Annotated in this window: 21 protein-coding genes and 1 tRNA gene; 18 read left to right on the plus strand and 4 right to left on the minus strand. The window is 42.3% G+C overall.

Annotated elements, in window-relative coordinates; translation table 11 throughout:
- Positions 1 to 17: 17 nt before the first annotated feature.
- Complete coding sequence (locus G414_RS0106095) at positions 18 to 620, minus strand: DUF308 domain-containing protein (RefSeq protein WP_022791937.1); 603 nt, start codon at positions 618 to 620, stop codon at positions 18 to 20.
- Positions 621 to 723: 103 nt separating this feature from the next.
- Entirely contained in the window at positions 724 to 2,097 is a 1,374-nt protein-coding gene (locus tag G414_RS0106100) for a UDP-N-acetylmuramoyl-tripeptide--D-alanyl-D-alanine ligase (protein ID WP_022791938.1), read from the minus strand.
- 144 nt (positions 2,098 to 2,241) lie between these two features.
- On the opposite strand from G414_RS0106100, the gene mreB reads away from it, so the two are divergent.
- The 11 genes from mreB to G414_RS0106155 all read left to right on the plus strand — a co-directional run bounded on the left by mreB (position 2,242) and on the right by G414_RS0106155 (position 13,438).
- Positions 2,242 to 3,225, plus strand: a complete 984-nt coding sequence (gene mreB, locus G414_RS0106105; RefSeq protein ID WP_022791939.1) for a rod shape-determining protein — start codon at positions 2,242 to 2,244, stop codon at positions 3,223 to 3,225.
- A gap of 8 nt (positions 3,226 to 3,233) precedes the next feature.
- Positions 3,234 to 3,440: a DUF2969 family protein gene (locus G414_RS0106110; protein WP_022791940.1), complete on the plus strand. Its 207-nt coding sequence runs from the start codon at positions 3,234 to 3,236 to the stop codon at positions 3,438 to 3,440.
- Between the two features lie 21 nt (positions 3,441 to 3,461).
- The gene (locus tag G414_RS0106115) at positions 3,462 to 4,655 is read left to right on the plus strand and encodes an FtsW/RodA/SpoVE family cell cycle protein (RefSeq protein WP_022791941.1); all 1,194 of its coding nucleotides are present in this window, start codon (positions 3,462 to 3,464) and stop codon (positions 4,653 to 4,655) included.
- 64 nt (positions 4,656 to 4,719) lie between these two features.
- Positions 4,720 to 5,517: a pyrroline-5-carboxylate reductase family protein gene (locus G414_RS0106120; protein ID WP_022791942.1), complete on the plus strand. Its 798-nt coding sequence runs from the start codon at positions 4,720 to 4,722 to the stop codon at positions 5,515 to 5,517.
- A gap of 73 nt (positions 5,518 to 5,590) precedes the next feature.
- Positions 5,591 to 5,662 (plus strand) — tRNA-Glu (locus tag G414_RS0106125).
- A gap of 119 nt (positions 5,663 to 5,781) precedes the next feature.
- Complete coding sequence (locus tag G414_RS0106130; RefSeq protein WP_022791943.1) at positions 5,782 to 6,597, plus strand: HAD-IIB family hydrolase; 816 nt, start codon at positions 5,782 to 5,784, stop codon at positions 6,595 to 6,597.
- A gap of 49 nt (positions 6,598 to 6,646) precedes the next feature.
- Positions 6,647 to 8,605 (plus strand): ABC transporter ATP-binding protein/permease, encoded by a 1,959-nt coding sequence (locus G414_RS0106135; RefSeq protein ID WP_022791944.1) that lies wholly within the window; start codon positions 6,647 to 6,649, stop codon positions 8,603 to 8,605.
- A 132-nt stretch (positions 8,606 to 8,737) separates the two neighbouring features.
- Positions 8,738 to 9,916, plus strand: a complete 1,179-nt coding sequence (nagA, locus tag G414_RS0106140) for an N-acetylglucosamine-6-phosphate deacetylase (protein ID WP_022791945.1) — start codon at positions 8,738 to 8,740, stop codon at positions 9,914 to 9,916.
- Positions 9,917 to 10,618, plus strand: a complete 702-nt coding sequence (locus tag G414_RS0106145) for a GntR family transcriptional regulator (RefSeq protein ID WP_022791946.1) — start codon at positions 9,917 to 9,919, stop codon at positions 10,616 to 10,618.
- Between the two features lie 231 nt (positions 10,619 to 10,849).
- Entirely contained in the window at positions 10,850 to 11,461 is a 612-nt protein-coding gene (gene rpsD / locus G414_RS0106150) for a 30S ribosomal protein S4 (RefSeq protein WP_022791947.1), read from the plus strand.
- Between the two features lie 216 nt (positions 11,462 to 11,677).
- A complete protein-coding gene (locus G414_RS0106155) occupies positions 11,678 to 13,438 on the plus strand; it encodes a septation ring formation regulator EzrA (protein WP_022791948.1) in 1,761 nt (586 codons plus the stop codon).
- Positions 13,439 to 13,650: 212 nt separating this feature from the next.
- On the opposite strand, the gene G414_RS0106160 is transcribed toward G414_RS0106155, so the two are convergent.
- The gene (locus G414_RS0106160) at positions 13,651 to 14,958 is read right to left on the minus strand and encodes an NCS2 family permease (protein ID WP_022791949.1); all 1,308 of its coding nucleotides are present in this window, start codon (positions 14,956 to 14,958) and stop codon (positions 13,651 to 13,653) included.
- 284 nt (positions 14,959 to 15,242) lie between these two features.
- On the opposite strand from G414_RS0106160, the gene G414_RS0106165 reads away from it, so the two are divergent.
- Together G414_RS0106165 and G414_RS0106170 are read left to right on the plus strand one after the other, a co-directional pair.
- Positions 15,243 to 16,538, plus strand: a complete 1,296-nt coding sequence (locus tag G414_RS0106165; protein ID WP_022791950.1) for an adenylosuccinate synthase — start codon at positions 15,243 to 15,245, stop codon at positions 16,536 to 16,538.
- A gap of 5 nt (positions 16,539 to 16,543) precedes the next feature.
- Entirely contained in the window at positions 16,544 to 17,077 is a 534-nt protein-coding gene (locus G414_RS0106170) for a phosphoribosyltransferase (protein WP_022791951.1), read from the plus strand.
- An 85-nt stretch (positions 17,078 to 17,162) separates the two neighbouring features.
- Here G414_RS0106170 and G414_RS0106175 read toward each other — a convergent pair whose 3' ends face one another.
- Positions 17,163 to 17,981, minus strand: a complete 819-nt coding sequence (locus tag G414_RS0106175) for a hypothetical protein (RefSeq protein ID WP_022791952.1) — start codon at positions 17,979 to 17,981, stop codon at positions 17,163 to 17,165.
- A 176-nt stretch (positions 17,982 to 18,157) separates the two neighbouring features.
- Between G414_RS0106175 and G414_RS0106180 the strand changes: the two genes are divergently transcribed.
- From G414_RS0106180 to rseP, 5 genes are all read left to right on the plus strand, one after another.
- Positions 18,158 to 18,589 (plus strand): GtrA family protein, encoded by a 432-nt coding sequence (locus G414_RS0106180; protein WP_022791953.1) that lies wholly within the window; start codon positions 18,158 to 18,160, stop codon positions 18,587 to 18,589.
- Complete coding sequence (locus tag G414_RS0106185; protein WP_022791954.1) at positions 18,579 to 19,415, plus strand: Cof-type HAD-IIB family hydrolase; 837 nt, start codon at positions 18,579 to 18,581, stop codon at positions 19,413 to 19,415. Before G414_RS0106180 ends, G414_RS0106185 begins: the two co-directional genes overlap by 11 nt.
- Positions 19,416 to 19,478: 63 nt before the next feature.
- Positions 19,479 to 20,279, plus strand: a complete 801-nt coding sequence (locus G414_RS0106190) for an isoprenyl transferase (protein ID WP_022791955.1) — start codon at positions 19,479 to 19,481, stop codon at positions 20,277 to 20,279.
- Positions 20,276 to 21,067, plus strand: a complete 792-nt coding sequence (locus G414_RS0106195; protein WP_022791956.1) for a phosphatidate cytidylyltransferase — start codon at positions 20,276 to 20,278, stop codon at positions 21,065 to 21,067. Before G414_RS0106190 ends, G414_RS0106195 begins: the two co-directional genes overlap by 4 nt.
- Positions 21,068 to 21,216: 149 nt before the next feature.
- On the plus strand, positions 21,217 to 22,476 hold the full coding sequence (gene rseP / locus G414_RS0106200) for an RIP metalloprotease RseP (RefSeq protein ID WP_022791957.1): 1,260 nt from the start codon (positions 21,217 to 21,219) through the stop codon (positions 22,474 to 22,476).
- Positions 22,477 to 22,507 lie beyond the last annotated feature (31 nt).

Consider the following 22,507-nt stretch of genomic DNA (forward strand, 5'->3'; position numbering starts at 1 on the left):
ACTAGAGCAAGAGTAGCTTAATTTTTGCGACTGAAGAGGGCAATTAAAATAAAGTAAATGCCCAGGAGATCGGCAAAGGAACCAACAACAAGGGACATGGTATTAGCCGCAATATCTGGAACTAAAGACAGGTAAAGTCCCATTGCTAGGCTCGTTAGACCTAATACTAGGCCAACTAGTCGTTGCCAACCGGCTAGCAATTCTGGTGACCGCATTTGAGCTAAAATTGCGGTTGCATTAAGCAAAATCCAGAAACCAAAAATAAGGCCAATGAATTGACTAGTGACATCCTGGCGAAAAAGGAAAATAAGGGACATTGTAGTTGCCAGTAGGGCGCTCATCAAAAAGGCCCCTTTTAACGTTTGACTTTTAGTGACCAACATGAGATCAATGATGGCTATAAAGAGGGAAAATAGAGCAAATAGAGCACTCATTGAGGCTAAGGCTTGTTTTGGAAAAGCAAAGGCAATAATGCCAAGTAAAATGGCAATAATTCCCGCTGCAAAAAGGCATTTGCGAGTTAAATCAGTCACAATCGTCTGTTCGCTGGTTACAATCGTCTCGGGTTGCACAGCAATCCTGCTAGGTTCAATAGCGTGATTCGTTTCTTCTTTAGACATAAGATACTCCCATCCTAGTAAACATAATAGATTGATAATAAGAACTAACTCTGCTTAAAGCTAGCCTTTTTAAAGGTGATAGTCAATATCAACCTTAAAAAGGCTAGTTGTGGTCGTACAATGCTGCGACCACTCGTTCTAAATGCATGCCATGTGATCCTTTAAGTAATAAGAGATCATCTGGAGACAAGGTTGCTTGCAAATCATGGATTAGCTCAGCTTGTTGGTCTTGACGATAGTAGTGTAGGTGGTCAGCAGAATAGGTTTTCGTTAGTTCTTCGGCTAGATTTTGCATCAGCGGGCCAATTAAGAAAACCTCATGGACAGTTTGAGGCTTTAGAGAAGATGCTAGGGCAGCGTGCATGGCCGGCCCTTGGGCTCCCAATTCTAGCATGTCGCCTAAGACAACATAGCGCTCTCCCTTAGTGGGGACTTGACCAAAACTTTTTAATACTTCCTGGACGGCTGTAGGGTTTGCATTGTAGACATCTGATAAAAGTTGGCCACCAAAATTACCAGGAAGCCACTGGGTGCGATTCTCAGTAATGGTTGCGGTAGCTAAGGCTTTTGCCATTAAGGCTGGACTAATACCGAGCAGTTGGCCAACACTCAGGGCAGCTAGTGCATTGCTGACATTGTAAGTGCCCGTTAGTGGAATTTGAATGGTCTCGTTAAGCGGTTGCCAACAAAAGTGGGCACTAGCGCTTGCTAAGTGAATAGCATTGGCAAAGTTGTCATTCGTGTTTGCTAAACCAAAGGTTCGGGTGTTAAGTGCTGGGTGTTGTTGGACACGTTCCCTTAACAAGGGTTCGTCACCATTATAGACAAGACTACCGCCTGGCTTTAAGCCAGTAATAATTTGCATTTTACCATCAGCAATTTTGGCTCTAGTTTTGAAAAATTCAATATGTGCTTCACCAATCATAGTTAAGACAGCAATATCTGGTTGCACTAGATTAGAGAGGGCGACAAGGTCGTTTGGATGGTCCATTCCTAGTTCAATAACTAATAGCTCTGTGTCTGCTGGCATATTCAGAATGGTTGTGGGAACACCGAGTTCATTATTAAAGTTAGCCGGTGTTTTATAGGTGTTAAAAGAGGTGGCACCAATGGCGGCTGTCAAATCTTTCGTAGTGGTTTTACCATTTGATCCCGAGATAGCAACTACTTTAGGATGGACCATTTTAAGATAGGCTTGTGCCAATTGTTGAAAGGCAAGCAGGGTGTCATCAACTAAAATGATTGGCAGTTGGGTTGGGTACGGCTGGTGGTCTTTTTGCCATAAAGAGGCGACTGCACCATGTTTAATGGCATCGTCTAGAAAATCATGACCATCATTTGCAGCCACGATAGGAATGAATAGATCGCCTGCTTGTGTCTTGCGGGAATCAAAACTAGTTCCGGTAACACGCAGGGGTTTTTCCTGAAGTAGGGGGGCCGATAAAATATCGCCCAGGGTGGAAAGGGGAAAATTCATAGTAGTATGCTTCCTTTTATTGAATATTTAATTTAATTTTACACTGTCTATTAAAGCTAGGGCAACTTGTTGTATACTTAAAGGGATACTTAATAAGTAAGATAAGTGATGACGCACAGCGTTGTTCATTAAAGAGGTGAAAACATGAGTAAGGAAATCGGCATTGATTTGGGGACGGCCAACGTCCTCATCTACGTTGACGGCGAAGGGATTGTGCTAAACGAGCCTTCCGTAGTCGCGGTCGATACAAAGACGGATAAAGTGCTGGCAGTGGGCATGGAAGCCTACCGCATGGTAGGGCGGACACCGGGTAATATTCGCGCAGTGCGTCCTCTAAAGGATGGGGTCATCTCAGATTTTGATATGACAGAAGAAATGTTGTCGTATTTTATGGCCAAGCTCAACTTAAAGGGAATTATGTCGCGGCCTAATATTATGGTTTGTGCGCCTACTAACATTACTGAAATTGAGCGTAAAGCAATTATCGAAGCAGCTGAGAAGTCAGGCGGTGGCAAGGTATATTTGGAATATGAGCCTAAGGTAGCTGCTGTAGGGGCTGGCTTAGATATTTTCTCACCTATCGCATCGATGGTCATTGACATGGGTGGTGGAACCTCAGATATTGCCGTCCTTTCCTTGGGTGATATTGTGGCTAGTACGTCAATTCGCGTCGCTGGTGATAAGCTAAATGCTGATATTGCTAATTATATTAAGCATGAGCATGGCTTGTTGATTGGTGAGCGGACAGCTGAGAAGGTGAAAATGGAAATTGGAACTGCCATTCCAAAGGACGAACCTAAGGCTATGGAAGTTCGGGGGCGGGATAATTTCTCAGGAATGCCCCAGACCATTACAATTAATGAAAACGAGGCGGAACAGGCCATGCATGATTCGCTAAAGCAGATTGTCACGGCGGCCCATAACGTCTTAGCAAGTATTCAGCCGGAATTAGCTGCTGATATTATTGATCGTGGTATTATCTTGACCGGTGGTGGAGCTCTCTTGCACGGGACAGCAGAACTATTAGCGAGTCAACTTGATGTACCAGTGATGATTGCAGATCATCCCCTTGATAATGTCGCTAAAGGGGCGGGAGAACTATTGAGCCATATGACTCAGGAAAGATAGGTGGTTAAATGGCTAGAAAAAATAAACCAGTGTCAGTGGAGATTATTGAGCAGGACCAGGACGTATCAGAGGTGAAAGTTAATAAAGTCAGTTTAGGATTGATTAACGAGCATGATGGAGTAGAAATTACCTTCCATGATGGTCGCAAGTCTACAGTAGCCGATTTTGATGAAGGTGTTTCACGACTGATAGCGGACTATAATTTACATCATTAACTTAAAAAGTGGGGGAAGCACATGCTAAAGCGTTTTTTTAGTTCCGATGGTGATATTGATTGGTCCATTGTCTTCGTGGTCTTAATGTTGGCTTTAGTTGGGCTCTCATCTTTGTATGTGGCAGCCTCTAATGATACAAATGGTCTAAATGTAAAACGGATGGTGTTGATGCAACTAGCCTATTACATTGTCGGAACTGGTGTCGTTTTATTGATTATGCAGTTTGATTCAGAACAACTCTGGCGTCTAGCACCGTATGTTTTTGCGATTGGCGTCTTCTTGATGGTCGCTGTTTTAATCTTCTATAGTCGAAGCTATGCAGTTAAAACTGGGGCCAAGTCTTGGTTTGCGGTTGGTCCATTGACCTTCCAACCATCTGAAGTAATGAAACCAGCCTTTATTATTATGTTGGCTCGGGTCATTGCTAATCATAATTCAGATTTTCCGGTTCATACATTAAATTCCGACTGGATATTGCTACGTAAGATTATTCTATGGTCCTTACCAATTCTGGTCTTAGTTTTGGCTCAACATGACTTTGGGACTATGCTCGTCTTTTTGGCGATTATTTTTGGGATGACGATGGTTTCCGGGTTGTCTTGGTCTATTTTAGGGCCAATTATTGGATTGGCAGCAACAGTTGGAACAACAGCGATTGTTTTTGTTACGCAACCCTGGGGTCGACGGATTTTGGGGCACTTTGGATTTGAAGCCTATCAATTTGCTAGAATTGATTCTTGGTTAAATCCACAAGGGGACACGACAAATGCTGGTTTTCAATTGTGGCAGTCCATGAAAGCGATTGGCTCAGGTGGTTTAATGGGAACCGGGTTTAATGTGTCACATGTTAATGTGCCGGTCAGAGAATCTGATATGATTTTCTCTGTTATTGGGGAAAATTTTGGGTTTATTGGGAGTATTTTGGTCTTGATTTTATATTTCCTTCTGATTTATCAAGTTTTTCAGGTAGTTTATGATACATCAAACCAGTTTTACGCGTACATTGCTGCTGGGGTAGTGATGATGTTAGTCTTTCATATATTTGAAAATATTGGTATGAATATTGGCTTGGTGCCATTAACTGGAATTCCCTTACCTTTTATTTCGCAAGGGGGTTCGGCTTTGATTGGGAATATGATTGGGATTGGCCTGATTATGTCCATGCGATACCATTATAAGTCTTTCACATTATCTAACCGGCGCGGTTTTGCTTAAAGAAAGGCCTGCAGGAGGGAGAGCTGATTAAAGCTCTCCTTTCTTAGTATTAGGAGGTAGACAAATGTTAACGATTGGATTTATTGGTGCTGGCCAAATGGCACAAGCGATGGTAAAGGGCTGGCAGAAACGTGAAGAAATTCATCAAGTGGTTTATGCACCCACAGCTGAGAAGCAAGTTGCCAGTGAATTGGGAATACAGGTAGTCGATACACCGGCTAAAGTTTGGGAACAAGCGGATATGGTGGTATTGGCAATGAAACCACAGGACTTGCAAACAGTTGCAGATGAATTACGCTTGGTACGTATGCAAAAACCTGAAGTTATCATTGTTTCGGTTTTAGCGGGGGGCACGCTTAAAGAATTACACCAAGTGCTGGGTGAACGTTTGGTTATCGCAAGAGCTGTCTCTAATATTAATGTAGCCCTTCGTTATGGCTATACTGGTTTGGCGTTTGATCAGTATGTGGATGCTAGTACCCGAGGGGCTATTGCCATGCTTTTCTTAGAACTTGGTAAAACAGATGAATATCCAGAACAAAAATTGAGCGTAGTATCGGCATTAGCAGGATCGGGACCAGCTTTTGTGGCTGCCTTTGTTAAGAGTTATCAAGCTGTGGGGCAGCAATTAGGCCTAACTGAGGATCAAGCACAGGTTATTGCCTTGCAAACGTTAACTGGGACTGGTATTAATATGACGGAAACGCCGCTGTCCGCTACTCAATTAGCTAACTTAGCGATAGCGGCCGGCGTTTCAACGAACGCAGGGTACTCGTATTTAACTCAGGGTCAGCTAGAAGAAGTATTGTCTGGTGCGGTTAGCGCCACGATGGATAAAAATGAACAAGGGGATATAAGCTAATTTTCTATAAAAAAGCTTGCATTATTTGGTAGAAGTTGCTAATATGAATATTGTTGTGTTAGCAACTGATGATGGCTCATTGGTCAAGCGGTTAAGACTCCGGTTTTTCACACCGGCATCCAGGGTTCGACTCCCTGATGAGCTATAAAAAAAGAGGAAACTTACTTTCTAGGAGTAGGCTTCCTCTTTTTTTATACATAACATGGTAAACTATGAGAAGAAAAAGAAGACAATACTGACAAAGACAGAGCAAGGGAGGGACAGATGAAAGTTTTAGCAACGGATTTGGATAATACCTTTTTACATCGAGATTTATCCTATTCAAGCGAAGCCTTTGGACGCTTATTAACGAAGTGGCTAGCTCAGGGGAACCGGTTTGTTGTTGCGACTGGTAGAGAGTTACGCTGGGTAGAGGCTAAATTTGCTCCTTTTATGTCTGACATTGATGTAGTGGCTAGTAACGGGGTTGTCTTGAAATTAAGACAGGAGACAGCAACGATGCAAACTTTACCTGCTGCTAGTCTCATGATGCTGCAAAAGTTAATTGTTGACCAGATTGGTAAACCGACCCAAGGCTTACGAGCCTACACGAAAGATAAATTATATTTGGTTAATGGAATGGGAAATATTCAAACAAAGGAGCGTGATTTTACACGTTCCCTTTATGATGAAGTTTATGAAATAGATCAACTGCAAGAAATTTCAGACCCCATTTTAACGGTGACTGGTAATTGGGCTGCAAGTGAAAGTGACCAGGCGGCAGAGGCTATTAATGATGCTGGAATTGGCTTATATGCCACTACATCAGGTTATGGGGCGGTTGATATTCTACCCGCTGGCGTTAATAAGGCAAATACCCTATCGCTACTATTAACCAAGCTTGGGCTTAGTAGTGACCAGCTTATCGCCTTTGGGGATGGAATGAATGATTTAGAGATGTTGCGCTTAGCTGGTCATCCCTTTGTAATGCCTAATGGAGATCAGCGCCTCTTGAATGAAGGCTTTACTGTGGTACCAAAGGATAATAATCATGATGGTGTTTTAGAAGTTTGGCAAGCATTAATGCAGGTGGCAGACTGAGTTAAAACTAAGGTAGCGGCTTCAAGCAGGACATTGACTGGAGGAAAAAATGGCTTTTTTAAGTTTACGAGATATTTATAAGTCTTATTACGTCGGTGATCAAACCATTCCGGTATTAAAAGGAATTAGTTTAGATTTTAATTTAGGGGAATTTGTTTCAATCCTGGGTGAGTCGGGTGGTGGAAAATCGACCCTAATGAATATTATTGGTGGCCTGGATCGTAATTTTTCAGGAACTGTAACGGTAGATGGTCAAGTGTTAGATCATCATAAGGAAAAGCAATTAGATGAGTACCGACGGGCAACTGTTGGCTACATTTATCAGTCTTATAATTTAATTAGCCATTTGACGGTATTGGATAATGTTCTGGTATCGCTTGATATGACAAATTTGACCCGTGAGGAGCGCGAACAACGGGCACGAACTTTACTAAAGGATGTGGGCCTAGCCGATCAGGCAAAAAAATATCCAAGTCAGTTATCGGGGGGGCAAAAACAACGAGTAGCGATTGCCCGGGCTTTGGCAAAAGACCCAGCAATTATTATTGCTGATGAGCCAACTGGGGCTTTGGATGGTGAAAATACAAAGGAAGTTTTGGCAATTTTGAATCAAATTGCCGCCCAGGGGAAATTAGTTATTGCGGTCACACATTCACAAGAGGTGGCCCATGCGGGTACGCGCATTGTGCACTTAGCAGATGGTAAAATTGACGATGATCAAATTCTGCGGCCACCTTACCCGGTTCCAGGTGAACCAAGCCAAATTGAAGCTCGGCCGCTCCCAGCTTGGGTAAGTTATCAGAATGCTTTTAAACATGTTAAGTATCATTTTTGGCAAAACTTTTTAATTGTTTTAGGAACGGCAATTGGGTTGTTTGCGGTTCTCTTGTTTGGTGGCCTGGGTAATGGGGTGAAGGCTTATATTGATAAGGAGATTAACACCTTTATTAACCCACAATCAGTAAATGTTATGCGTTACATTCCTGATGATCAGGCGTCAGCAGTACAAACAAATCCACAATTAGGAAGCTTTTCTGATCAGCAAATACAACAACTCCGTTCAGTTAAACATGTTAAACAAATCCAGCCGGGTTACCAGTTTCAAAATGTTCAGGTAGACCAGTTAGGTTCTAAAACAATCAATATGGCCAACGTTTCAAATTGGTCGAGTGATTATCAGAAGCGGATTATCAAGGCCGGAACCATTCCTGGTAAAAATGAAATTGCGGTAGATAAGAAAACCGTCGCTAAGAAATATAGCACTAAGGATTGGCGGTCAGTAGTCGGTAAGCAGGTTACCTTAAACTGGACCAGTGTGAATAAAGAGGGGATGCCCGTTAAATTAACTAAAACAGTACGGATAGCTGGCGTGGTTGATTATGATAAAAGTGCGTTAAACCTGATGAACACAGCAACCATGAAAGCGGCCTTGCAAGAAGGGCAAGCAATGGCTGACCCAACCTTTGTGACTATTCGAGTTGACCAGCGTGAGCATGTTGATCAAGTGCAAAAGAAGATTGATGGTTTAAAGAATGCTAAGCACCAGCGAGAATTCACAGCAGTGACAGCTGGCTCGATTTTAGGTGAGATAAATACGATTGTTGACTTAGCAACGAATGTGCTCGCTACTATTGCGGGTATCTCATTAGTTGTATCGGCCCTGATGATTATTGTTAGTATGTTTATGTCGGTGGCTGAACGAACTAAGGAAATTGGTATTTTGCGGGCTCTGGGTGAATCTAAACGTGACATACGACGCCTATTTACGAGTGAATCGCTATTGCTAGGCTTGTTATCGGCTATTCTTGCTACGGGATTAGCTTTTGGCTTGGGTTATTTAATTAATCTAGCCCTTTATCAAATTGCTAAGTTTGATATGATTCAAATTCAGCCTGCTAACATTGGTTGGACCTTTGCTTTGGCCTTAGTTATTTCCTTCTTGGCTGCACTTTTGCCTGCCCGACGAGCTGCAAAGTTGAATCCAATTGATGCTCTATCAGCAGATTAACTAGGTAACTTGGTATTTCATAATTTATAAAGAGTGACAGTGTTAAGCTGCACTCTTTTTTCTTGCTAAAATTGGACTATACCATTATAATGAAAGATGTGAACGTTAAGTGAATCAAGTGGAGGCAAGAAAATGAGTACTGTTTTGACACATGCAACAATTTACACCGGCGAAGAAGGACAACCAGTTATTCATGAGGGATTTATCCGTTTTGGTCAACAGATTGAAAGCTTGGGATCAATGCGCGATTTTCGACCACAGGCTAGTGATGATATTCAGCGAGCTGATCGTCAAGTAATTGTACCGGGTTTCATTGATGTTCATACTCATGGTGCCTATGGCTTTGACACAATGGATGGTAGGGCAGAAGATATTAAGCAAATGGTAAGGGGACAAATTACCGAAGGCATAACGTCTGTCTTTCCAACGACGATGACCCAATCAGTTGAGCATATTGATCAAGCTATGCGGGCAATTAACGAGGCGGCGCAAGACGAACCAGCTATTGTGGGTGTTCATCTCGAGGGGCCCTTTATCAATCCCCATTTTAAAGGTGCTCAACCAGAAGAATACATTATCGCCCCTTCAAAGGAATTGGTTGCTAAGTGGAATGAATTATCAGGTAATCGAGTGCGTTTAATTACTTATGCCCCTGAACAGGCAGAGGATATTCACGCTTTTGAAGACTACTTATTGAATCATCATATTATTGGGTCTGTTGGTCATTCAAACGCAACTCGTGACTTCTTGAAAGATAATGTACGGGCGCCACATATTACCCACTTATACAATGCACAACGGCCCATGAAACATCGTGAGCCAGGAGTTACGGGCCATGCTATGCTAGAAGATGAAATCTATACTGAAATGATTGTTGATGGCTATCACATTAAGCCGGATATGGTTAATTTAGCGTTTAAGTTAAAGACGGCTGACCGCATTGACTTAATTACTGATTCGATGCGAGCCAAGGGGCTAGGTGATGGTGAGTCAGAGTTAGGTGGTCAACAAGTTTGGGTAAAGGACAAGCAGGCACGTTTAGCTGATGGAACCTTAGCTGGTTCTGTATTAGAATTTGACGATGCCTTCCGGAATATGATGGCCTTTACTGGTGCTTCCATTGAAGAAGCAGTTAAGATGGCTTCAGTTAACCAAGCCCGTGAATTTGGTTTGTCAAAAAAAGGTACCCTAGCAGTAGGCAAGGATGCTGACCTAAATGTCTTCAGTGCTGATTTAACTGACTTGGCTGGTACTTATAGTCAAGGGCGTCATTTTACTAAAGCGGATGCACCTAAGGGAGAAATGATTTAAATGAAAGCAGCTAGATATATTCAAATACATGATGATATGTCTGAAGCAATTGCGAGTGGAAAATGGCAACCGGGTGATAAAATACCTGCTGAACGTGATTTAGCTGAAGAATTTTCAGTGTCGCGAATGACCTTACGACAGGCTATTATGCTCTTAGTGGATGAAGGATTGTTAGAACGTCGGGTAGGGGCAGGTACCTTCGTGGCAGAGCAAAAGGTGCAGGAACGTTTAAATGGCATCTCTTCATTTACTGAGTTAATGACAGCTGCAGGAAAGGTGGCAACATCTAAGACGATTGCTTACTACACGGGGATTGCAACTAATGCGGAAGTTCAACACCTTAAACTCACAGATGGTGATTCAGTATTACGGATGGAACGTATTCGGTATGGCGATGGTGAGCCGATTGCCTATGAAATTGCCACCTTACCTGAAAAACTGGTTTTCGGTTTAGCTCGCAAAGATTTGACTGATTCCCTGTATCGAACCTTAGCTGACCAACGAGACATTCAGGTGGGAAAGGCCCAACAACGGGTGACGGCAGGAGCAGCGGTGGAGCGCATTGCTCAATATTTGCAGATAGATCGCGGAGATCCGGTCTTGTCCTTGGGGCAAGTAACCCTTGATCAACATGGACAGCCCTTTGAATATGTCCGTACCCAATATGTCGGTGCGCGGTTTGAATTTTATTTAGAACACTAAGTTAACAGATTCATTGCTTGCCAATGGGTCTGTTTTTTGGTAGGATGGAGTCTGTGTTGGAAACTGCAGCGGATTGTCCGCAAGCTCGTCAACAATTAACCGACCTGTTTCAAGAATGGCAGAGAAAAGAACTAGTAACTGCGCTGCAGCGGCGAACGTTTGGGTTAACTGCACGAATGCGAGGCAATTCTCTAGAATTCAACAAATTAAAAAATTCTGGAGGACATCTATATGTCACGTTATACTGGACCAAAGTACCGTGTGTCACGTCGTCTTGGCGTTTCATTGTCAGGTACTGGTAAAGAACTTGCTCGTCGCCCTTATGCACCTGGTGACCATGGTAATGGTCGTCGGAGCAAGCCATCTGATTATGGCGTTCAATTAGCTGAAAAGCAAAAGGTTCGTTTTACTTATGGTTTGACTGAGCGTCAATTCCACAACCTCTTTAACAAGGCTGGTCGTATCCGTAAGGGAACTCACGGTGACAACTTCATGGCCTTGTTGGAGCGTCGTTTGGATAACATTGTTTACCGGTTAGGTTTGGCGACAACTCGTCAACAAGCCCGTCAATTGGTAAACCACGGTCACATTACAGTTGATGGAAAGCGCGTTGATATTCCATCATACGAAGTTAAGGTTGGCCAAGAAATTTCAGTTCGTGAGAAGTCACGTAACAATGTATACATCCAAGCTGCTTTGGATGGTCAAGCAGGTACTTTGCCATTTGTTGAGTTTAACCGCGATACAATGACTGGTAGCTTGATTCGTTTGCCTGAGCGTTCAGAATTGGATCATGATTACAATGAAGCACTAATCGTTGAATACTACAACCGTTTGGGATAAACGACTGTTTAGTACAAATGGTTTTAAGAAAGAGACTCTTTGGAGTCTCTTTTTTTATTTAACCGGCTGAATTCGGTTAAAAAAAAGTAAAGAAACCCAAATAAGACTAAAAGCCACTCTAAAAAACAATATTCCAGGCTGAGCCGTGATAGGCTAGTACTAGTTAATTCTGGGAAAAAGGAGTTTGGCGACGCTGTTCGCCAGAAGTGATTGAGTATGACAGAAATAGGACATATTGTCATTGGTTTAATTGTCGTGTCAGCGGCTATTTACCTGATTATCTTTGTCTCTCAACGTTTAACTGCTCACAAGGTAGCTAAACTTGTGGAACAAAAAGAAAAACTCACTGAGATTCCCATGCGTGATCGGCTTGTAAAGGGACGTCAATTGAGTTTGACGGGACAGTCCCTACAGCAATTTCAGATATTAGAACGAAAGTATGAGCAATTAGAGAAAACAGGTTTTGCGGCCATTGATGAAGCTGCTAATCAAGTTCTTTATGATTCTCAAGGATTGAACTTTGTTAAATCCGGCCAAGGGCTTAAACAATTACAACAGCAGATTCGTGATGCGGAAACTGTGATTGATATTGTCAATCAGGGCTTAAAGGATTTGGAGCAGTTAGATATCGCCCATAAACAGGCGGTTAAGGATTTAGAAGTAGCTTATCAGGGCTTGCGTAAACAATTGCTAGCTGAGAGCTTTAGTTATGGGCCGGCCATCGATAAATTGGAAGAAGTTTTGGGTTCTTTGGAAGATGAATTTGCAGAATTTGCCCGCTTAACTGAAGCGGGTGATCATGCGGCTGCAGCTAAGATTTATGAAACTTTAGGAATGGAAACGCCCCAGTTGGAACAACGGATGGCCCAAATTCCGGATTTGGACAAAACGTTAGAAGAAACATTGCCAGATCAATTTAAGGAGCTTAAGGAAGCTTACCAAGAATTAGACAAGCGTGGATTTAAGTTTACCTTTGATGTAGAAGCTTACTTAGCTGAGCTGGAAAAAGAGCGTGGGATTGCGCTTGATTTATTAGCTGCTTTAACGCTAAAGAAAGTACAAGCTAAGCTTGACGAATTAGCAGAAAAAACAGACCACTTGTACGAGACCTTTGATAATGAAGCATTAGCAGCACAAAAGGTATTTGCGCAAGGGGAAAGCTTGCAAACTTATCTGGTTGCTGATCGTAAAGTGAATCATGATTTAATGATTGACTTGGATCGACTAGCACAGGACTTTATTTTTAGTAAAAACGAAGTGGGCCAGGTCCAACGCTGGCGAACAGAGTTGGCTCAAGTGGGTACCAGCCTGACGGAGTTGAATAATAAAATTGGACAGCATGAAGTGGTTTTTTCTGAGTTACTTGCACCTCAAAAAGAGCTACGTGCCCACTTGGCGCGGATTGAGGAAGAGCAAACAGCACTAGCTAAAGAATTAGCTTTGTTACCAAAAATTGTCAGTCAGACTAGACAGCGGGTTGTTTTATTAAAAGAAAAAATGCGCCAAATTCAACGTATGGTTGAACGTCAAGGTCTGGCAGGTTTGCCAAATGAGTATCTGCATCAGTTTTATGTAGTTGCTGATGAACTGGGTCGACTAGAACAACAATTAGATTCTTCACGGGTCAATGCTGATGATGTGCAACGCCAGTCAAGTATTGTGACTGCTGATTTAGATACGTTAGAAGAAAAGACACAGGCGGTGTTAGAGGCAGCGGCCATTACAGAGCGGTTAGTGCGACAAGCTTCACGCTATCAAGATCAAGCAGCAGTACGAGAAGCCACGCAACAGGCGCGGTATTACTATGAACATGAATATGACTACCAAAAAGCGGTGGCAACCTTGGGGGCTACCTTGGATCAATTAGAACCAGGGTTGACTGAAAAGACTCGCCAACTTTATCGGCAGGAACAGGCAACGTTAAAGGCAGAGTTTGAAAGTCGAAGTCAAGATTCAGCAGTAGATAGTCAGGCATAACGATATTAAGAGAACCAGCTAGTGAGGCTGGTTCTTTTTTTAGTTCAAAATAGTATTATGACTGAAAATAATTCTATTTTTAGTTTGATGAGCTTAGATAAGAAAGAGATGATGGTAAGAGGGGGGCAGGAAAGAATAAGGACAGCTAAATAAAAAAGCCCGCTCTATAGGATTTTACTTCCTGTAGAGCGGACTTGTATTCCGATATTTGTCTAACGATTAATTGCAAATAAGAAAATCAAAAAGATTACGGCCATTACATACATCAAAGGATGGACCTGCTTAGCACGCTTAGTTGCGATCATCATAATTGGATATAAAATGAAGCCAAGGGCAATTCCATCAGAGATTGAATAGGTCAATGGCATACCGATGACAATCAGAAAGGCTGGCGCCGCAATGGCTAAGTCATCCCAATCAATATCACGTAGATTGCTGGCCATTAAGATACCAACAACAATTAAGGCTGGTGCTGTAACCTGGGAGGTGATGACGGTTAATAGTGGTGAGAAGAAGAGCGCCAATAAGAAGCAGAAGCCGGTAATGACAGATGTGAAACCAGACCGACCACCGACAGCCATTCCAGCTGAAGATTCAACGTATGCTGAGGTAGGGGAGGTACCTAAGATTGCACCAGCCGTCATTCCTACTGCATCAGACATGAGGGCCGCACCTGCGCGTGGCATCTTGCCATTTTTCATGAAACCAGCCTGGGTGGCAAGACCAATCATGGTTCTGGCAGTGTCAAAGAAGGTCACAATCAGGAAGGTTAAGACCACCGTCCATAATTGGAGGGAATTAATCTCGGACAGATGGTTAAAGGCAACGCCAAAGGTAGGGCTTAAGGAAGGCACTGAGGCAACTAAGTGATTTGGCAAAGCAATGAGACCAGTTAGCATACCCGCTAAGGTTGTGATGACCATACCAATAAAAATGGCAGCTGGTACTTTACGGGCCATTAAAATGATGGTAATTACCAACCCAAAAATGGCTAATAATGTTGTGGGTGATGTAAGATGGCCTAGCCCAACCATAGTTGCTTCGTTTTTAGTAACAATCCCTGCATTTACTAAGCCGATAAAGGTAATAAATAGGCCAATTCCAGCTGCAATCGCTATTTTTAAATTTTGTGGAATAATATTAATGATGGTTTCGCGAATTTTGAAAAAGGTTAATAAAAGAAAGATTAAGGCAGCAATTAAGACGCCGGCCATGGCAGTTTGCCAAGGAACCTTCATACCAATCACAACTGAATAAGCAAAGAAAGCATTAACACCTAAGCCTGGGGCAATCCCGATTGGGTAGCGTGCAACAATGCCCATAAAGATGGTAGCAATGGCAGCTGTCAGTCCGGTGGCAGTGAAGACGGCCCCTTTATCCATTCCAGCAGCGCCCAGCACGGAAGGATTTACAAATAGAATATAAAGCATGGAAACAAAAGTCGTTAGACCAGCAATAACTTCTGTTTTTAAATTGGTACCAAGGGTCTCGAAAGTAAAGTACTTCTCGATAGCGTGCATGACATCCTCCAGATGAAAAATAGTGGGTTAAGTAATTTGTAACATCTTTATATTGTAAATAGCCGGAACCGCCAAGTCAATCCTAAATACGAACATTACTTTATTATATTCACTTATAAAGAAAATTTAACGAACAATATGTTGATTTGGGATTGAAGAACTAACTTTTTGCTGGTAGACTAGATAAGGATTGCGCAAAGGGGAGTAAATATCAGAACAGAGACCCCTAGCTTGCGTGCAATCGATAACTGTTTAAAAGCCAGATGGCGATAAGGAGAAAAATGATGTCAGGAATCGTAGTGGTTGGTAGTCAATGGGGCGATGAAGGAAAGGGTAAAATAACGAATTTTATTGCCCAAGATGCAGATATGGTTGTCCGTTATCAAGGTGGTAACAACGCTGGACATACAATCTATGTTGACGGCCAAAAGTTTGAACTATCTTCAATCCCTTCAGGTATTTTTAAACCTGAACGCCTAGCAGTGATTGGAAATGGTTCGGTTGTCAATCCGAAAGCCCTATTAGCTGAATTGAAGAGTATTCAAGATAAAGGGGTCACAACAGATAACCTACGAATTTCAGATCGGGCGCATGTTATTTTTCCCTACCATATTTTGATGGATCAGTTGGCAGATGCTAAAAAGGGCGCTGGTAAGATTGGAACAACTGGTCGTGGCATTGGGCCAGCCTATATGGATAAGGCAGCACGAACTGGTATCCGCGTGGTAGATTTATTGAATGAAGACATTTTACGTGAACGTTTAACGACCGTATTGGCCGAAAAGAATGAATTATTAGAAAAGATATATGGTCAGCAGCCATTTGACCTGGAGCCACTGGTTGAAGAGTTTTACAATTATGGTCAGGCTTTAAAGCCATATATTACCGATACTACCGTGATTATTAATGACTACTTAGATCGTGGCAAAAAGGTCCTCTTAGAAGGGGCACAAGGAGCCATGCTGGATATTGATCATGGTACCTATCCTTATGTTACGTCGTCATCACCTGTTGGGGGTGGGGCAACGATTGGTGCTGGTATTGGTCCAACAAAGATTCAACGAGTCGTGGGCGTGGCCAAAGCCTATACATCACGTGTTGGTGATGGGCCTTTCCCAACGGAGTTGTTTGACGAAACTGGCGATCAAATTCGAGAAACAGGTCATGAGTATGGCGTGGTGACAGGCCGGCCACGGCGGATTGGTTGGTTAGATACCGTCGTCTTGCGGCATGCCGCTCGGATTGGTGGCTTTACACACCTAGCCTTAAATTCCTTAGATGTTTTGTCAGGTTTGCCGGTAGTAAAAATTGCGGTTGCTTATACTTTAGATGGAGAACGGATTGAACATTATCCAGCTAGTTTGGCTGAAGTAAGACGAGCTGAGCCTGTCTATGAAGAGTTGCCAGGCTGGCAGGAAGATATTACGCAGGTTAAACGGCGCGAAGATTTACCTGTGAATGCACAGCGATATCTAAAGCGAGTAGAGGAGTTAATTGGGGTACCCTTGTACACCTTTGCAGTTGGCCCATCTAATGAACAAACCAATGTCCTTTTTGATATTTGGCACGAGGATAAATAACGTCTATGAAGATGACCTTAGAGCGAACAGTCTTATCGCCAAGTGACATTGAAGAAATGGTTGCACGGGTAGCTGAGGAGCTACGTCTTACATTAGCTGAAGTTGAACGGCCGGTTTTTGTTGGTGTTATGAAAGGGGCCTACATTTGGATGGCTGACCTTTTACGAGCCTTAGACCGCGACGTCGAAATGGATTACATTGATGTATCTAGCTATGTGGGTACCGCTTCAACTGGTCGAATAACAATCCAACGGGATGTGCATACAGACCTTAAGGGGCGTACCGTGGTGCTCTTGGATGAAGTTATTGATACGGGACTTACACTGCGTTATCTAAAGGATGACTTTATTCAACGGGGGGCCAAAAGGGTCTATGTTGCAGTTGCGGTGGATAAAAGAGAACATCCTACAGATGGCGGAATTCGCCCTGATTTCGTTGGTGCAAAAGTGCCCAATGAGTTTCTGGTTGGTTACGGAATGGACTATGAAGAACATTTTCGTAGTTTGAAGGCGGTCCGTGTGTTATCGACGAGCGATTAAAACTAAAAACAAAACAGCCCTGCTGATTAGCAGGGCTGTTTTGTTTTTAGTCGAAAATAACTGTTTAATGAAGTTGCTTTTCTACTTATTTTTGTTGTAAGAAGATGGCCAGAATGGTAATCATTTGTAAAAAGGATAAGAAACTCAGGCGATATTTAGCCTTTAGACTCAAATTAATTAAAATCATCCAAGTAAAAACAATCAAGACGATAGCTAATAAGGTCCAGCTGTTCCAAGGTAAAGTTAAAACATCTAGCAAAAAAACAATACCGAAAAATAAAGAAATGACCCGCTTCTTTTGACCCTTTGGGATGAAAATACTGCTCATATAGTAGAGGTAACTGAGAAAAAGGGGGAGTAGGCTGGTAAGAAAAGGAAGCGTTAAGAAAGTATTTTGTTGGTAAAAAATCACAACGGGAATGCTTAAGGTGGCAACACCGGCAAATAAAATTAAGCCAAGCATATTTTGTAGGTTGAGCCAGGTGATATTAATAAGAATTAATGTCAAAGGTAACAGACCTAATAAGATAATTTGTTGGATCGACATTTGACCGTACAAAAAGTATAAAAAGCCTAAGGGGACTAATGCAATGAGTAGATTTAACCAGCGGAAAAATCCCTGCCCCATGCAAAAGTAGATAGCAATGGCTAAAATGATGGTGTAGGTCACTAAAAGCGGGTTCTGTTGCCATTGACCACCAGCTAGGTTTTTAGAATAAATGAGCGGATAAATCCACCAAATTGCCAGTTCTGAAGCGACTGTTAAAAGTAGGGAAATCCACATGGTCCGTGATGAAATGTGGTCCACCGATTGATTGTTTGCTAGGGCAGCATTAGCATTTTGATTAGGAGTTTGTTTTAGCCGGTTCAGGCGGGCCAGGCTTTCTTCGTATTCTTGGTTCATGACCAACCTCGTTACGTTTAAAATAATGCTGAATAAGACCTATTTTAGGTCCAGTAAATAAAAAAGTGATAAACTTACTCTTAATATTGTAGCAAACTTACTTTCGTTACGCTCATTATTGTTATAATTACCTGTTGTAGTTTTAGACAAAACATATGCTAAATAAAGAGGAACTTATGCTAGCGATTAGTGACTTATACAAAAAGTACAAAGAACAATTACTTTATTTAATTTTTGGGGGCTTAACCACGGTTATCAATATTGCCTTGTATTGGTTGTTGGGCTTAGTTGATGCACCTGTGACGGTCAAGTATAGCATCGCTTGGTTAGGATCAGTTATTTTTGCTTATCTGACCAATCGGGTTTGGGTGTTTGAAAGTGGTGCCCATTCCGTTACTGAACTCTGGCATGAGTTTGTGGCTTTTTGTCTAGCCCGGATTGCGACTGGCGTGATTGGCTACGTTATCGTACTTTTTGGTGTTTATGTCTTACAGCAGAATGACTTTATCTGGAATATCTTATCCCAGGTTTTTGTCATTGTAAGTAACTATGCTTTGAGTAAATTAGTAATTTTTAAAAAGAATGAAGGGGTAAATGATGACCATTAAACTAATTGCAACTGATATGGATGGGACGCTTTTGCGAGATGATCGAACTTATGACGCAGCCAAATTGCGACAATTGTTGGATGAAATGCAGGCACGCGGCATTCGTTTTGTCGCGGCTAGTGGCAATCAGTACTCCAAATTAAGAGATTATTTTAAGCCAGTTGGGCCTGACCAGATTACGTATATTTCTGATAATGGTGCACTGGTGTCTGACCAAGGGCAAATCCTAGCAAAGGAAACCTTGACCCGTGATCAAATTAAACGAATTTTAGAGTGGAATAAAGAACATAATGGATTAACTGCCAATATGATCATTCTTTCAGGTATTCATGGGGCTTACGTGTCAAATCACGCAACTGATGACATGATTAGAATGACGAAACTTTTCTACCCTAATGTTTATCAAGTTGAACGATTCTTAGATGTTAACGATGATATTTTCCGAGTGTCATTAATTTGGGATGAACATGAGGATGTGAAAGAACATATTAAGAAATTAAGGGTTGCCTTTGGTGATGAATTGCATACAACGGGTTCAGGCTTTGGATCAGTTGATATTTTAGCACCAGGAGTCAATAAAAAAACAGGGTTGGTTGAATTGGCGAAATTATGGCAGATCAAGCCTGAGGAAATGGTTGCCTTTGGTGATAATGATAATGACCTAGAAATGCTTCGTTATGTAAAGCACCCTTTTGTGATGCCAAATGCGGCTCCTTTTATGCATAAGCGGATTGCTACCCAGGCGCTAAATGATAATAACCATAATGGAGTTGTTGATACCATTGAGGCTATTTTGGCTGATGGATTGACTGAGCTATCAAACTAGTCCACCGAGAGCGTATTTCGGTTAAATTAGTGCATAGGCCTAATGATAGGCGGAGGAAAGATAATGCAATTTGGCAAAGCAAGTGGTAAAAAAACGACTACCCAGATAGAACTGGATTTAAATCGAATCCCAGCCCATGTTGCCATTATTATGGATGGAAATGGGCGTTGGGCTAAGCAACAGAATAAGCCACGCATTTTTGGACACCAACGTGGTATGGAAGTTGTAAAAGAGGTTACGAAGACGGCCAGTCAATTAGGGGTTAAAGTGTTGACCTTGTATGCTTTTTCAACAGAGAACTGGAAACGGCCACGAACCGAAGTGGGTTTCTTGATGAAACTGCCTGGCAAGTTTTTTGATACCTTTGTGCCAGAATTAATTGAGCAGAACGTACGAGTAGAAGTGATGGGCTATCTGAATGATCTGCCTGTCGACACTCAAGTAGCAGTTCAAAAAGCTGTTGCCCAAACCGCGGGCAATACAGGGATGGTTTTAAACTTTGCCTTAAACTACGGTGGACGGGCTGAGCTGACAACAGCTATGCAAGCCTTGGGGCAAAAAGTAGCGACTGGTGGATTAGCACCAAGCGATATTACTGAAGAAATGATTGCTGATGAGTTGATGACGGCCAATCTTAGTCCATATCGTGATCCTGACTTGTTAATTCGTACTAGCGGTGAGGAACGGTTGTCAAACTTTCTGTTGTGGCAATTGGCTTATAGTGAATTTGTCTTTATTGATGAACATTGGCCTGATGTGACCAGTGAGGTGTTTAAACGTGCATTAAAAACATATCAAGGCCGGCATCGACGTTTCGGCGGGTTGGAAGAAAAAGATAACCAAGTGAAGGAGACTAATTCATGAAAATAAGAGTAATCACGGCCATAGTGGCCCTAGCCATTTTTGTGCCAATGGTAGTAGCTGGTGGTTGGTGGATACAAGCCTTGGCAGCAGCTTTAGCCTTAGTGGCAACGAGTGAGATTGTGTTAATGCGACGCACCTTATTAATTGATTTTGGGGCCATTTTAGCAATGGTGGGAGCGGTTGTGATGACGATTCCGGATGCCTTTTGGCAGACTGTCAATACGCCGGTCGTCTTACACCGGTCGTCACTCCTTTATATTTTTGTCTTGTTGATGTTGGTCCACACAGTGGTTGCAAAGAATAAATTCAATTTTGAAGATGCAGGGGTATTTACCTTAGCAATGATGTATGTCGGGATTGGTTTTCATATGCTAGTGCAAGCACGGGCTGAAGGAATCACGACCTTGTTCTTCGTCTTACTCATTGTATGGGTTACAGACTCTGGTGCCTACATGGTGGGACGCAAGCTGGGTAAGCATAAGCTGGCTGCACATATTAGTCCAAACAAGACTTGGGAAGGATCAATTGGTGGAACCTTGTTAGCCGTTCTAGTAGCTGCTATTTATGTTTACTTTTTCCCACAACGTTATAACTGGAGTTTAATGGTACTGATTGCGTTTATTTTATCAATAGCTGGTCAACTTGGTGATTTGATTGAGTCCGCATTAAAAAGGTTTTATAAGGTTAAGGATTCGGGAGATATTTTACCGGGACATGGTGGTATTCTCGATCGATTTGATTCGATGCTGATTGCCTTCCCTGTTTTTTACCTCCTAGGCGGTTTTTAGAACCTAGTAAATGATATAACTTTAGTAAGAAATATTAGGGGGGCGTTTGGAACGTAATCGTTCAAATGCCTTTTCCTGTATACTAACCTATGTAAAGATTAACTAGATTAGTGAAAAGACCTGAGTTAAAGCAAGGTAACGGAGAAAATATGAAAACATTGATAGCCTTTATCGTAGTTTTTGGTTTAATTGTCTTAGTGCATGAATTTGGGCACTTTTATGTAGCCAAAAAAGCGGGTGTCAGAATCCGTGAATTTGCCATTGGAATGGGACCAAAGTTGTTTCAAACGCGGAAGAATGGAACAACCTATACATTGCGTATTTTGCCAGTAGGTGGTTATGTACGGATGGCTGGACGTGGTGAGGATGAAAGTGATAGCTTACGTCCTGGAATGACAGTTACTGTGGTTGAAACGGATGGGTTGGTAACCCGGATTAATCAGTCTGATCAGGTAGAATTGGTGGGTGGACGCCCCTTTATCATTGATGATGCGGACCTGGTAAATGACTTGTACCTACAGGGCTACTGGTCTGATAACGAAGAGGAGTTGGTTAAGCTGGCAGTCGATCATGATGCTACCATGATTGAAGCTGATGGGACTGAAGTATTGATTGCACCAGCTGACACCCAGTTTCAGTCAGCTAAATTATGGCAGCGTGCCCTGATTAATTTTGCGGGGCCTTTTAACAATTTTGTCTTAACCTTGGTTTTGTTTATTGGATTAGCATTTGCTTTACCTGGGGTGACGACGACTACAATTAAGGCGGTTAGACCAGACTCTCCAGCTGCACTAGCTGGATTAAAGCCGGGCGATACCATTACTGCTGTCAACCAGCAAAAAGTGACTTCTTGGCAAGGGTTACAGGGTAAAATTCAACCGGCTCAAAACAAACGACTGGTTCTCACCTATCAGCGACAGCATCAGAGCAAAAAGGCAGTGGTCAAACCGCAAGCAGTAGAAATTCAAGGCAACAAGATCGGTCAAATCGGTATTATGCCGGCAACGACGACGGCACTGGGGGCACGATTAAAGTATGCCTTTCAAGCGACTGGTCAAGCAGCCTTACAAATTTGGCGGGCAATTGTAAATCTGGTGCAAGACTTTTCCTTGAATAAACTGGGAGGTCCAGTTGCTATTTATAAATCAACTGAGCAGGCTAGTGATTATGGTTTACTAAGCATTGTTGCCTTTACTGCGATGTTATCCATAAACTTGGGGATGATGAACCTATTACCTATCCCAGCCCTAGATGGTGGGAAATTAGTAATGAATGGAATCGAAGCGATTACTGGACATCCAGTTTCTGAAAAAATTGAAGTTGCTCTAACAGTTGTTGGCGCCTTGGTTCTTGTGGTTTTGATGGTCCTTGTAACAGGAAATGATATTTTACGCTATTTTATTAACTAAACTAATGGATGACTGGTAACTAATATGTGGA

Origin of the sequence: Weissella halotolerans DSM 20190 (assembly GCF_000420365.1) — a bacterium.
Classification (GTDB): Bacteria; Bacillota; Bacilli; order Lactobacillales; family Lactobacillaceae; genus Weissella; species Weissella halotolerans.

Coding starts and splice junctions, on each gene's coding strand:
- G414_RS0106095 (WP_022791937.1), bottom strand. CDS start 620: ATGTCTAAAGAAGAAACGAATCACGCTATTGAACCTAGCAGGATTGCT.
- G414_RS0106100 (WP_022791938.1), bottom strand. CDS start 2,097: ATGAATTTTCCCCTTTCCACCCTGGGCGATATTTTATCGGCCCCCCTA.
- mreB (WP_022791939.1), top strand. CDS start 2,242: ATGAGTAAGGAAATCGGCATTGATTTGGGGACGGCCAACGTCCTCATC.
- G414_RS0106110 (WP_022791940.1), top strand. CDS start 3,234: ATGGCTAGAAAAAATAAACCAGTGTCAGTGGAGATTATTGAGCAGGAC.
- G414_RS0106115 (WP_022791941.1), top strand. CDS start 3,462: ATGCTAAAGCGTTTTTTTAGTTCCGATGGTGATATTGATTGGTCCATT.
- G414_RS0106120 (WP_022791942.1), top strand. CDS start 4,720: ATGTTAACGATTGGATTTATTGGTGCTGGCCAAATGGCACAAGCGATG.
- G414_RS0106130 (WP_022791943.1), top strand. CDS start 5,782: ATGAAAGTTTTAGCAACGGATTTGGATAATACCTTTTTACATCGAGAT.
- G414_RS0106135 (WP_022791944.1), top strand. CDS start 6,647: ATGGCTTTTTTAAGTTTACGAGATATTTATAAGTCTTATTACGTCGGT.
- nagA (WP_022791945.1), top strand. CDS start 8,738: ATGAGTACTGTTTTGACACATGCAACAATTTACACCGGCGAAGAAGGA.
- G414_RS0106145 (WP_022791946.1), top strand. CDS start 9,917: ATGAAAGCAGCTAGATATATTCAAATACATGATGATATGTCTGAAGCA.
- rpsD (WP_022791947.1), top strand. CDS start 10,850: ATGTCACGTTATACTGGACCAAAGTACCGTGTGTCACGTCGTCTTGGC.
- G414_RS0106155 (WP_022791948.1), top strand. CDS start 11,678: ATGACAGAAATAGGACATATTGTCATTGGTTTAATTGTCGTGTCAGCG.
- G414_RS0106160 (WP_022791949.1), bottom strand. CDS start 14,958: ATGCACGCTATCGAGAAGTACTTTACTTTCGAGACCCTTGGTACCAAT.
- G414_RS0106165 (WP_022791950.1), top strand. CDS start 15,243: ATGTCAGGAATCGTAGTGGTTGGTAGTCAATGGGGCGATGAAGGAAAG.
- G414_RS0106170 (WP_022791951.1), top strand. CDS start 16,544: ATGAAGATGACCTTAGAGCGAACAGTCTTATCGCCAAGTGACATTGAA.
- G414_RS0106175 (WP_022791952.1), bottom strand. CDS start 17,981: ATGAACCAAGAATACGAAGAAAGCCTGGCCCGCCTGAACCGGCTAAAA.
- G414_RS0106180 (WP_022791953.1), top strand. CDS start 18,158: ATGCTAGCGATTAGTGACTTATACAAAAAGTACAAAGAACAATTACTT.
- G414_RS0106185 (WP_022791954.1), top strand. CDS start 18,579: ATGACCATTAAACTAATTGCAACTGATATGGATGGGACGCTTTTGCGA.
- G414_RS0106190 (WP_022791955.1), top strand. CDS start 19,479: ATGCAATTTGGCAAAGCAAGTGGTAAAAAAACGACTACCCAGATAGAA.
- G414_RS0106195 (WP_022791956.1), top strand. CDS start 20,276: ATGAAAATAAGAGTAATCACGGCCATAGTGGCCCTAGCCATTTTTGTG.
- rseP (WP_022791957.1), top strand. CDS start 21,217: ATGAAAACATTGATAGCCTTTATCGTAGTTTTTGGTTTAATTGTCTTA.